Origin of the sequence: Bacillus sp. DX3.1 (assembly GCF_030292155.1) — a bacterium.
Lineage (GTDB): Bacteria > Bacillota > Bacilli > Bacillales > Bacillaceae_G > Bacillus_A.
On the sequence record NZ_CP128153.1, the window covers coordinates 312,501 to 325,000 of the forward strand.

The window sequence follows — 12,500 nt, forward strand, 5'->3', positions numbered from 1 at the left end:
TGAGGAAGGCTCGTCCGCTCAGGGTTAGTCAGGACCTAAGCCGAGGCCGACAGGCGTAGGCGATGGACAACAGGTTGATATTCCTGTACCACCTCTTTATCGTTTGAGCAATGGAGGGACGCAGAAGGATAGAAGAAGCGTGCGATTGGTTGTGCACGTCCAAGCAGTTAGGCTGATAAGTAGGCAAATCCGCTTATCGTGAAGGCTGAGCTGTGATGGGGAAGCTCCTTATGGAGCGAAGTCTTTGATTCCCCGCTGCCAAGAAAAGCTTCTAGCGAGATAAAAGGTGCCTGTACCGCAAACCGACACAGGTAGGCGAGGAGAGAATCCTAAGGTGTGCGAGAGAACTCTGGTTAAGGAACTCGGCAAAATGACCCCGTAACTTCGGGAGAAGGGGTGCTTTCTTAACGGAAAGCCGCAGTGAATAGGCCCAAGCGACTGTTTAGCAAAAACACAGGTCTCTGCGAAGCCGTAAGGCGAAGTATAGGGGCTGACACCTGCCCGGTGCTGGAAGGTTAAGGAGAGGGGTTAGCGCAAGCGAAGCTCTGAACTGAAGCCCCAGTAAACGGCGGCCGTAACTATAACGGTCCTAAGGTAGCGAAATTCCTTGTCGGGTAAGTTCCGACCCGCACGAAAGGTGTAACGATTTGGGCACTGTCTCAACCAGAGACTCGGTGAAATTATAGTACCTGTGAAGATGCAGGTTACCCGCGACAGGACGGAAAGACCCCGTGGAGCTTTACTGTAGCCTGATATTGAATTTTGGTACAGTTTGTACAGGATAGGCGGGAGCCATTGAAACCGGAGCGCTAGCTTCGGTGGAGGCGCTGGTGGGATACCGCCCTGACTGTATTGAAATTCTAACCTACGGGTCTCATCGACCCGGGAGACAGTGTCAGGTGGGCAGTTTGACTGGGGCGGTCGCCTCCTAAAGTGTAACGGAGGCGCCCAAAGGTTCCCTCAGAATGGTTGGAAATCATTCGTAGAGTGCAAAGGCATAAGGGAGCTTGACTGCGAGACCTACAAGTCGAGCAGGGACGAAAGTCGGGCTTAGTGATCCGGTGGTTCCGCATGGAAGGGCCATCGCTCAACGGATAAAAGCTACCCCGGGGATAACAGGCTTATCTCCCCCAAGAGTCCACATCGACGGGGAGGTTTGGCACCTCGATGTCGGCTCATCGCATCCTGGGGCTGTAGTCGGTCCCAAGGGTTGGGCTGTTCGCCCATTAAAGCGGTACGCGAGCTGGGTTCAGAACGTCGTGAGACAGTTCGGTCCCTATCCGTCGTGGGCGCAGGAAATTTGAGAGGAGCTGTCCTTAGTACGAGAGGACCGGGATGGACGCACCGCTGGTGTACCAGTTGTTCTGCCAAGGGCATAGCTGGGTAGCTATGTGCGGAAGGGATAAGTGCTGAAAGCATCTAAGCATGAAGCCCCCCTCAAGATGAGATTTCCCATAGCGTAAGCTAGTAAGATCCCTGAAAGATGATCAGGTTGATAGGTTCGAGGTGGAAGCATGGTGACATGTGGAGCTGACGAATACTAATAGATCGAGGACTTAACCATATAATATGAAGCAATGTTATCTAGTTTTGAGAGAATATAAAAAAACTTGTTGACTTTTTAAATCAATCAGGTATAATAATGATTGTCTCAAATGAATATAGTCTGGTAATGATGGCAGAGAGGTCACACCCGTTCCCATACCGAACACGGAAGTTAAGCTCTCTAGCGCCGATGGTAGTTGGGACCTTGTCCCTGTGAGAGTAGGACGTCGCCAAGCAAAAACCTAAGTCGATTCGACTTAGGTTTTTTTGTGTGTTTGATAATATAATTCTTATTTTCGTATACGTGTAACTTGCCCTTCATTCATTTTTAGGACATCTTCACTTTTTATTTTTACTAAAGAGTGTGGAGAACCTCCACCAGTAAAAATATAATCTAGCTCCATTACTTTTGGATCAATTAAAAACTTGGCATCATAACCAAAGGAAGGGACTCCGCCAGTTAGATAACCCGTGTATTTGAATACTTCTTGTTCAGTAGCTAATCTTGGTCTCTCAATGTTTAATGCCTTGCCTACTCTGGTAGTACTAGCTCTGTCTTCACCTTTCACTACAGCGAGAATGAAGTTGTTGTTTTGATCGATCATACAAATATTTTTTACAAATTGTTCTGGAGAGGTATTGGTTGCTTTAGCAGCATCTTCTACGGAATGACAAGTTTGTGAGAAAGTGAGATGCTCTGCATGAATGTTTTGTGAATCTAAGTATCTTTTACATTTTTCTTCATAAATTTTCATGTATGTGCTCCTTCGTCAGAGATAATAAAATGAGCCCATCATCTATGCTATTTCTTCATTCATAGATGATGAGCTTGTGTGTCGAATATCGGCAGATGTATCTTATTTTTTTACATCAATCAATTTAAAACGTTCACAAACGAGTAACATGTCTTCAGAAAATTCACGTCTAATTTCATTTAATTCTTTTGTAAAGAAATTTACATGAGCATCCTTCCAGTAGCGATAGGTTCGATCGCCTTCTCCTTCTGCAATAGCAAATTCTTCAGGTACTTCATTCATTGGTGTTACAGTTACTTCAACGGTTTTAATAATGGCTACGGGTTCGTCATTACTATCTAAGATAATACTATAGTCATCTGTTGTTGGAAGTGGTTCATTTTCTAATTCATAAAAAATATGATCAGAGCATGTTGCTGTTTTTACACCATCGATTACTAACTGAGCAAGATAGTCAGGAGAGGCGCCAAACTGCCAGGCGCTAACGGATTTAGGTTTTTCGCGTTCTTTCCAATATTCATCCCAATACTTTTATGCTAATTCATTCATTTGTATAATCAACTCACTTCTTCAGTGTCAAGTTAAATGTGCAATGTCTAAATATAAGGTTCTATTCATGAATGATGGACTGTTTGACGTTTTGAATTTTCTTTAAAGTCATTAAAAAGTTGTATTGTTGTTTTACGAATAAGCAAAGGTAATACGCCAAATGAATATGGTTTATACACACGCTCTGTCCACTTATGTCCGTCTTTTCCATATACACCCATATTAATAGAAGGGATGTTTAATTTACGGATTGTTTCGTATGGAAGTGGATATAATTGCTCCCACTTAGGAAAGTTCTGTAATAATGGTTTTAATTCATCATCTGTTTCATGAATGGATAAGAAACTGCCATCAGCCAAATAAGGGAAGAATTTTTTTAGGACAAATTGTTCACCTGTTTTATCTTGCATGTTTTGTAATACATTTTGAATACTACTTTGTAATTGACGATTTTGTTCACTTGTTTGCTTTAAATAGTTATGTGGTAAAAATGGTGGTGCGAAAAATAAAATGACGCGTGCTTTTTTCTCAGGATCCATTTCTTGAAGAGCGGCAACAACTTCAAAGCAAAGTTCCCGTAAATCACTCCTATTACTTTGTTCTAGTATGCTTTGAATTGTTTTTTCTGTATCTATGCCACGTTGTTGTAATTCTTCTATATAATCGCCGTAACTTGTCACAGCAATCTCCCATGAAAGGTTACGTGATGGAAGGCCTGTCACGAGTAAATAACGATGAAATTGCTCTTTTAAATACTCCTCGGCTTCTTGGCACACTTGTCTTGTTTCTTCTAATAGCTGCTCAAGAACCTCTTCAGGTGTAGATTCATAAATAAAGTAATTGAAGTATAGTTGACTGCTTGTTGCTGTTTGTACCGTATAGCTATTTTTGTTATCACGCTGATATAAACATGTTGGAGGCAGAACAAGCTCATCAGGGATAAATTCAGTTAGTTTATAGTTATTGTGTAGTCTACGTGTAATTTGAGCTGCAATAAAGTTTGGATCAATTCCTGATAAGGTATCACCCACATGTACTTCTCTCCCATAAATATAGAAACAAGGTAGAAGTTTTCCGGCAGTTCCTGTATAAATGTAGCGTTGACTATCTCCGTCATATAGAGGTGTTATAAAATCATTATTAATTGCTAAACGATATTGTAATTGTTTTTCTTGTTGGAGTCTTTCAAGTTCAGATAAAGCTGCTGTAATTCCGCGGTGTTCACCTTCTTCATCACCATTGAAAAGTAAAAGGAGGTTTCCTTCTAATAAATCCGTGTGCTGTGAGAAATATAAAATGTTAGCAATATGAACAGCAGCCCCGCTTTTCATATCAACAGAGCCACGGCCAAACATCCAATCCCCAGATTGTGCATCAGACTGGACATCGGAATTTCCCTCATACGTTTGAAAATACTTTTCCAGTGCTTCTGAAGAGAAAGCGTGCTCTTTTAATCGTCCAAAATCTTCAATTCCAACTGTGTCTAAATGGGAATGATAAATAATAGTAGAAGTGGAATCTGTTTTTCCTTCTACGAATGCAAATACGTTTTTCCGGCCAATTGGATCATTTGGCGCATTTTGAATCCATATATGTTCAGGATGCTCTTGAAAATAAGGGAAGCTTTTTAAAATGTGATATAGCTCATCTATAATACGTACCTCACCAGTAGTACCATTAATACTATTAAAAGAAACTAAATGCTCTGTTAGGGTTTCGACTTGTTTTTCTAGAGATAATGAGTGTAGTTGTTGGTACATAGGATAATACCTCCTTGATTTGTCAGTTTGTTACATTGCCGTAGTAGATTTTTTATTTTCTTTTTCTTCTTTTGAAGATTTAAAGTTCGAAAAGTAATCATTTGTAATAGAGCGGACCTTCCCGCTAAGGAAGAACACAGCAATTATATTCGGAATGACAACGCAAGCTAGCATTAAATCTAAAAATTGCCATATAAACTTGAGTCCTCCAATAGCTCCAATCATAATTGCTCCAATGTATACAAATCTCATAAACTTAGAGAAAGTAGAGCCGAATAAGTACTCAGCTTGTTTTTCCCCATAGAATACAATCACGACAACAGTAGTAATAACGAATAAGAAAAGAGTTGTTGAAACGATAACTCCAGATAAAGATGTACCAAATACAGGTTTCATTGCAGCAGCAACCATTGTAGGTGCTTCATTTGCTTCAATTGTTTTCCAAGCCCCTGAAGTTAGGACTGTAAGAGCAGTGATTGTACAAACGATTAACGTATCTACAATTACCTCAAAGATTCCCCAAAATCCTTGTTTTGCTGGATGATCATTCATAGCGGCAGCATGGGCAATTGGAGCAGTTCCCATCCCAGCTTCGTTTGAATATAAGCCACGTGCTAGTCCCCAGCGAATGGCAGCAGCAACTCCAGCGCCAGCAAATCCACCAGCTGCAGAGAGGGGAGTAAGAGCATGTTTGAAAATTAATGAGAAAGCGGCAGGGATTTCTGAAAAATTAAAAGCTAAAATAATAAATGAGCAAAGTAAATATAAGACAACCATCAGTGGGATAAGGCGCTCTGAAACTTTCCCAATGGTTTTAATTCCGCCATATGTAACAAGACTGACAAGAATGACAATTGCGATACCTGTTATAGTTGGCGAAATGCCAAAAGAACCTTTTATTGTCGTGGCGATGGAATTAGATTGAACCATCGTACTTGCGACAATTTCAATCATTAATGCAAAGGCAAAGAAAGAAGCAACCTTTTTCCAGCCAAGACCTTTTTCGATATAATACATAGGTCCACCAACCCATTCGCCTTGTTCATTTTTCTGACGGTAATGAATGCCTAATACTACTTCAGAGTATTTCGTAGCCATGCCAATTAAGGCAACAATCCACATCCAAAAAATAGCTCCAGGGCCGCCAAGTGCAATTGCTACGGGAACACCAACGATGTTGGCTGCTCCCATTGTAGAAGCTAAAGCAGAAGCTGTTGCTTGAAAGGGTGTAACAGTACCTGGGGCGTTGCTTTTAGCGAAGATTTTCCCAAAAGTTTCTTTAATAATATGAGGAAAGTATCGGAATTGAAAAAATCCTAATCGAAATGTTAAATAAACGCCTCCTCCAAGTAATAAAAACATCATGGGAAGTCCCCAAATAAATTCTGTAATCTGTGAAATAAATTGCGAAAATTTCTCCATTGTTTACCTCCTAGTATATGTGAATGAAGTAGAAGTGCCATAGCTGTCGTGAAGCTCCTTTCAAAATTTGGATGTTTATTTATTAAGTTTTTAGGAATAAAAAAGATGAATTGCTACTGAACAGTGAAGTGTATCAATCATTAGAAGTTAAATAATATAAATGTTTACAGGGGGAAGATTCTAGTTGAGGTGGTACTGTATAAATACAAATTAAAAAACCGACATAAAACCCGTCCTTTTAGGTGGGAGAGAGTATTTGGCCATACATAGAAGCGGTCAGATCCTTTTCCTGCCCAGACACAGTGAAAACAAAGAGAGAAAATGAGTGCAGGTCACCTTTTGTTATCCATAGCCGCGTCTTATATGTCGAAAAATCAAAATGGATTTATCCCGCATTAACGGGCAGTAATACCCCCACCTCAAAGTTCAGCAAAAAGTAAAGAAGTTAGGTGGGGGATAAACTGCCCGTAAAAGCCCGATTCGTGAGGGCTAATGATCAGTGGGGGATGAAGAAAACCCCACTGATCAAAGTTTCACTTTATATGGGTTGAGCTATGAAAATGTATGTCTTTATTAATATTAAAGAATATTTAGAATGTTCGTGTCAATCTATTTTTAACTATTAATATATTGAAAAGTAGCTTAAAAGTGATAAGAATGTTGTCTTTGTGGCTTTTTATTACATATAATTTTTGGGGTTTATTTAGGAGCTATATAAATACAAATTAAAAAACCGACATAAAACCCTTCTTTTTAGGTGGAAGAGAGCATCCGGCTATGCATAGAAGCGGTCAGATCCTTTTCCTGCTCAGACATAGTGAAAACAAAGAGAGAAAATGAGTGCAGGTCACCTTTTGTTATCCATAGCCGCGGCTTATATGTCGAAAAATCAAAATGGATTTATATATAATAAATAAAAAACCGATATTCTTATAGGAATATCGGTTTTTATGGTTAGAGCAGTACGAAGATAGTGAACAAAAGGGCTAACAAAATGCGGTAATAGGCAAATGGTTTTAAACCTATTTTTGCAAGCAGCTTTAAAAAAGTTACTACCGCTAGCATTGCTACTACAAAAGAAGTAATAAATCCTACTGCAAACATTGGAATATCATCTACACTTAAATATTCCCAACTTTTTAATAAATCTAGACCTGTTGCTCCAACCATGACGGGAAGAGCAATAAGAAAAGAAAATTCTGATGCAGCTTTATAATTCACTTTTGCTAACAATCCTCCAGACATTGTGGAGCCAGCTCTTGAGAAGCCAGGATATACTGCTAAACATTGAAATAATCCAATTGTTAATGCTTGACGATATGTTAAATCGTCTAATGAATAAGAGGTAGCTTCAGGTTTTTTAACTTCTGCAAAAATCATAAGAATAGCTCCTGCTACAAGTCCAATAACGACAGTATGTGGCTGGAATAAGTATGTTTTGATCACATCATGTAATAGTAAGCCAGCAATTACAGCTGGGAATACACCTAGTATTACATGTAATGCATTAAATTTCTTTTCTTTCTGTAGAAGCGGTTTTATATTAAATAAAGAAACAAGGCGTTTGTGATATAAAACTGCAATAGCTAGAATAGCACCTAGCTGTATCACAATCTCAAATGTTTTTGCTCTTTCTCCTTCAAAGCCTAACAAGTGACCGGCTAATATAAGATGACCGGTAGAGGAGATGGGTAAAAATTCTGCTAATCCTTCGATGATGCCAAGTATAAAGGCAATAATTGTATCGCTCATAATTTCACTCCTATATTTAAATGAAAATGTTGTAGATAGACATAGAGTATATTTCGGCATCTTTATAAATTAATGAATATCAACCTTTTTAAAATAGAATATTGTTGCGAGAAAGCTGATAATAGCTGTAGCGGCAATGGCGATATAAGAATATTCTGGAGGATATGTCGGTTGCAGTTCGTTATTTACTATATCGATTATCGCTGCCCAAGGAAATAAATCTCTGTGTTCTGAACTTGCAGTCATAACATTTACCATCGCTATAACAATTGTTAATATAATAGGCGGAACATAAGTTTTCATTACAAGAGTTAGCAGTACAATAGGAGGGGATAAGATAAAAAGGAATCCACCGCCCATCAAAAATTTTATCAAAAATTGGAAGAGTAATAGGCTACTTAAGCCAGGAAAACCTCCTAATATCCCTAATAGTAAAGTTAGTCCCCATGAAACTATAGTCAATATCATAATCCAAATAAATAGAAGGATGAATTTACTCATAATAAAGTTAAAACGTGATACAGGAATGGTTAATAGATTTTTTAATGTATCTTCTGTGTATTCCCGATTAAAGAGATAAGCGGTAACGACTCCGTATAGAAGGACTCCCATAAATAAAACAGTATACATATTAGCATTAAAAAAAAGGGCATCGAAACTCGCAGGTGGAGCAGATGGTTTTGTTTTCATTTCTATATAAAAGGCCAAAACTATCATAAACGGTGCTACCGCCGCTCCAATAATACTAATTAAGAACATGTTAGAACGTTTCAATTTTAATAGTTCTGTATATAGTAGATTAACCAATTGTCCCACCCCCAACCAATTTGGTGAAGTAATCTTCTAATCTGTCTTCGCTCATCATAATCTTTAATACTTCAATATCATTTTGGACAAACGTTTTATTAATCTGTCCTTGTTGTCCAAAATGGGAATAGACACGAATGTTTCCTTCATCATGAACCTCATAATCTGAAATATGAAATTGTTTCTCTAACAGCATCGCAGCCTTATTATCGTCATTTACTTGGAATTCTAAGTATTTGCGATTTGTTTTTCGAAGTGTATCAAGAGAAGTCTCTTCTAATAACTTCCCTTCATGAATAATCCCCATATGATCTACTAGCTGTTCGACCTCAGCTAAAATATGGCTGGAAATTAATATCGTTATGTTCCTTTCTTGTGCTAAAGATTTAATAAGTTTTCGCATTTCTTTAATCCCAATTGGATCTAAACCGTTTGTCGGTTCATCTAGTATTAATAGTTCTGGATAATGGAGTAGAGTTCTCGCTATTCCTAATCGCTGTTTCATCCCTAAAGAGTATTTTCCTACTAGCTTTTTCGTTACACGCTCTAGCCCTACAATTTCTAATGCCTCTTCAATCGCATTTTTTTTATGAACCCCAATGATTTTAGCGTTAATTAATAAATTTTCCTTTGCGGTAAGGTTCTCATAAAACCCTGGCACTTCAACGATAGAACCAATTCTTCTTAAAATTTCTTTTTGGTTCTTAAATAAATCCTCTCCGAATATTTCGATTTTTCCACTTGTAGGTTTTATTAATCCTAGTAGCATTCGAATTGTAGTCGTTTTACCTGCACCATTTCGTCCGATGAAGCCGTAAATCTCTCCTTGATTTACATTTATATTTAGATTATCTACCGATTTTTGCTTGCCATAAATTTTAGTCAGGTTTGTTGTTTTTATTACTGTACTCATTTTGAAACACCTACTTTCTATAAGCTCTTAATTACATGATAAAAAGGAGGACTTAACTGCTGCTTAATCATTTCTTAACTATTTCTTAAAAATGGATTGTTTTGGGAGAGAAAAGCCAAAGGTAGTTTTTTTCCACGGAATACTCTCTACCCATATTTGTCCACCGTTTTTTTCTACGAGAGCTTTAGCAATAGCGAGTCCTAGACCACTACCACCATGCGAAGGATTCCTTGATTGATCACTTCGGTACATTCTCTCAAATACGTTCTCAAGATCATCTGTTGAAATTCCAGGTCCTTGATCCCAAATAAGTAACTGATATTCATTGGCTGTTTCTGTTAGCTCTATTCCTAATACTTTTCCGGATTTTCCATAATGTATGGCGTTTTTTATGATATTCCCTATAACTCGCGAAAGACTAAGGGAATCGGCTGTAATTGGGCAAGGTACATCTGGAATATGAACTTGTAATTCTATATCATGTTTTGAGAGTTCAGGTAAAAACGCAATTAAAGATTCTCTAGCGACCTCAGCAAAATTGAGAGGCTCTTCCTTCAATGGAAATTCATCTGCATCTAGCTTCGCCATATTAAATATTTCATCAACTAGTTGTTTTAGGCTGCTTGATTTCTTTGAAATAATTTCAAGATATTCTTGTTTCTCTTCTTCTGAAGCAGCAATATCATCTTTTAAAGCATCGACATAGCCAATGATAGAAGTAAGGGGTGTCCGAATATCATGCGAAATACTAGATAAGAGTTGCTTTCTAGCCTTTTGAGATTTTACAGCTTCAATTTGCACTTTTTCTAGCGCGGTTATTAATTCATTTGCAGAAAAGACCACTTCATCCAATGAATGATCGTTATTTGTATAGAGTCTTGCGTGTGTATTTCCTTTGATAGCACGTCGTAATCCGGCAACCATGGATTTTCGGCTTTCGATAAAATGAAGTCTTATAAAGAAAAGACTGATTGTTATAATGAAGAGTACAATAAATAAGGCTAATCTTCTTGTGTTTAATTGATTGTTACTCATATCTATAAATAGAAGTAACATGATGGCTAAAAGCTGTAATAGAAGAAGATACAGAACTTTATCATTCTTCATCTTTTTCACCTACAAATTTATAACCAATTCCCCATACAGTTTGAATAAATTTAGGATTTGAGGGATCAACTTCTATTTTCTTTCTAAGCTTTCTAATATGTACCATAACGGTATTGTCATCTTCTATATAGTTACTGTCCCAAACATTGCGGAATAGTTGCGTTTTCGTAAAAACTTGTTCAGGCTGTGAAGTGAAAAACTTTAGTAGTTCAAGTTCTTTCCCGGTTAAAGATATTTCGTTTCCATCTACGTTAACTGTGTACTTTTTTAAATCAATTGTTAGCCCTTTAAATGTTAGGATTGTTTCTTCTTGCGTGTTAGCGTTACTTCCTAATACTAAAAAGCGCCTCATAAGAGCTTTTATTCTAGCGACTACTTCATTGATACTAAAAGGCTTTGTAATGTAATCATCCGCACCTATGCTCAGCCCTAAAATTTTATCTACTTCATGATCTTTAGCAGTGAGCATTAATATCGGGATATTTGTTTTGTTTCTAAGTCTTCTACATACTTCGATACCATCAACTTTAGGCATCATAAGATCTAATATGATGAGGTTATATTTATTTTGCTCAAATAAGCGAAGAGCTTCTTCGCCATTTACTGCTACATCTACTGTGTATAATTCTCTTTCTATATATTTTTTTAACAAATCTCGTATTTCTTTTTCATCATCGGCTATAAGTACGCGAATATCTTCCATGTTTTCACCTGCTTCTTCTAATTTGTATAAAGGCTGATCATGAGTTCCCCCAAATTGGACTTTTACAGGTAGCTTTAAATCCCTTAGAATTTTGAACTGGGGTCTTACTGCCCGCGAATAGTGGGATACATAAATATCATCTTGTATGTATCGCTCAAGCGAAATATAAGATATATCTAATTATATACTATCGTTTGTTAAAATAAGGATATTTCAACATTCTGTATCGATATAAGTAAGATTATTAATACGAATGAGAGGAGTTATTGGATATACGAAATAATCAGTGTAAGTAAATTTCGTAAAACATTACGGTTATATATATAAATACAAATTAAAATACCGACATAAAATCCTTCTTTTTAGGTGGTAGAGAGCATCCGGCCATGCATAGAAGCGGTCAGATCCTTTTCCTGTCCCATGCTAAGTGAAAACAAAGAGAGAAAACGAGTGCAGGTCACCTTTTGTTATCCATAGCCGCAGCTTATATGTCGAAAAATCAAAATGGATTTATATAGGAATCTCATTAAAGTATAAATCTAATAGATTGATAGATGAAAAGGAGAAGAACATTAAATGAAGAGTAATATAAAAACATCTAAAAAAGGTGTTGACTATTAGTGTATAGAGGTGTAGTATTATACGGGTCGCTGATGCAACAGAGCAGAAAGCGGTAAGAGGTAAACGAAATAAAAAACTTAGTTGACATTGAAACATGAAAATGTTAACATAAGGAAGTCGCAAATGAGCGGCAAACAAGTTCTTTGAAAACTGAACGAAACAAACAACGTGCAACGTCAATTTTTATTTTTATGATGCTAGACAAACTAACTTTATTGGAGAGTTTGATCCTGGCTCAGGATGAACGCTGGCGGCGTGCCTAATACATGCAAGTCGAGCGAATGGATTAAGAGCTTGCTCTTATGAAGTTAGCGGCGGACGGGTGAGTAACACGTGGGTAACCTGCCTACAAGACTGGGATAACTCCGGGAAACCGGGGCTAATACCGGATAACATTTTGCACTGCATGGTGCGAAATTGAAAGGCGGCTTCGGCTGTCACTTGTAGATGGACCTGCGTCGCATTAGCTAGTTGGTGAGGTAACGGCTCACCAAGGCAACGATGCGTAGCCGACCTGAGAGGGTGATCGGCCACACTGGGACTGAGACACGGCCCAGACTCCTACG

8 protein-coding genes, 3 rRNA genes and 1 pseudogene (2 of these 12 cut by a window edge) are annotated in these 12,500 nt (G+C 37.9%); 3 read left to right on the forward strand and 9 right to left on the reverse strand.

The window, feature by feature from the left end:
* Both QRE67_RS01670 and rrf read left to right on the forward strand, forming a co-directional pair.
* A 23S ribosomal RNA gene (locus tag QRE67_RS01670) occupies positions 1-1,564 on the forward strand; it begins 1,358 nt to the left of the window's first position.
* A 101-nt stretch (positions 1,565-1,665) separates the two neighbouring features.
* Positions 1,666-1,781: ribosomal RNA gene (gene rrf / locus QRE67_RS01675) — 5S ribosomal RNA — on the forward strand.
* A gap of 54 nt (positions 1,782-1,835) precedes the next feature.
* Here the strand turns inward: rrf and QRE67_RS01680 are convergent.
* The 9 genes and pseudogenes from QRE67_RS01680 to QRE67_RS01720 form a co-directional block, all read right to left on the reverse strand.
* The gene (locus QRE67_RS01680) at positions 1,836-2,300 is read right to left on the reverse strand and encodes an aminoacyl-tRNA deacylase (RefSeq protein WP_286123251.1); all 465 of its coding nucleotides are present in this window, start codon (positions 2,298-2,300) and stop codon (positions 1,836-1,838) included.
* A gap of 102 nt (positions 2,301-2,402) precedes the next feature.
* Positions 2,403-2,849: pseudogene (locus QRE67_RS01685) on the reverse strand (ASCH domain-containing protein).
* Between the two features lie 65 nt (positions 2,850-2,914).
* On the reverse strand, positions 2,915-4,609 hold the full coding sequence (locus QRE67_RS01690; protein WP_286123252.1) for a M20/M25/M40 family metallo-hydrolase: 1,695 nt from the start codon (positions 4,607-4,609) through the stop codon (positions 2,915-2,917).
* A gap of 30 nt (positions 4,610-4,639) precedes the next feature.
* A complete protein-coding gene (locus QRE67_RS01695) occupies positions 4,640-6,031 on the reverse strand; it encodes an alanine/glycine:cation symporter family protein (RefSeq protein WP_286123253.1) in 1,392 nt (463 codons plus the stop codon).
* A 954-nt stretch (positions 6,032-6,985) separates the two neighbouring features.
* Positions 6,986-7,783, reverse strand: a complete 798-nt coding sequence (gene bacA, locus QRE67_RS01700) for an undecaprenyl-diphosphate phosphatase (RefSeq protein WP_286123254.1) — start codon at positions 7,781-7,783, stop codon at positions 6,986-6,988.
* Positions 7,784-7,852: 69 nt separating this feature from the next.
* Positions 7,853-8,590, reverse strand: a complete 738-nt coding sequence (locus QRE67_RS01705; protein WP_286123255.1) for an ABC transporter permease — start codon at positions 8,588-8,590, stop codon at positions 7,853-7,855.
* Positions 8,583-9,503, reverse strand: coding sequence for an ABC transporter ATP-binding protein (locus tag QRE67_RS01710; RefSeq protein WP_286123256.1), 921 nt, complete (start codon positions 9,501-9,503; stop codon positions 8,583-8,585). Before QRE67_RS01710 ends, QRE67_RS01705 begins: the two co-directional genes overlap by 8 nt.
* Positions 9,504-9,581: 78 nt before the next feature.
* Positions 9,582-10,610 carry a sensor histidine kinase gene (locus tag QRE67_RS01715; RefSeq protein WP_286123257.1) on the reverse strand — a complete coding sequence of 343 codons (1,029 nt, stop codon included), beginning with the start codon at positions 10,608-10,610 and terminating at the stop codon, positions 9,582-9,584.
* On the reverse strand, positions 10,600-11,313 hold the full coding sequence (locus tag QRE67_RS01720; RefSeq protein WP_286123258.1) for a response regulator transcription factor: 714 nt from the start codon (positions 11,311-11,313) through the stop codon (positions 10,600-10,602). Before QRE67_RS01720 ends, QRE67_RS01715 begins: the two co-directional genes overlap by 11 nt.
* A gap of 833 nt (positions 11,314-12,146) precedes the next feature.
* Here QRE67_RS01720 and QRE67_RS01725 point away from each other — a divergent pair.
* Positions 12,147-12,500 (forward strand): 16S ribosomal RNA (locus QRE67_RS01725) (it continues 1,198 nt past the right edge of the window).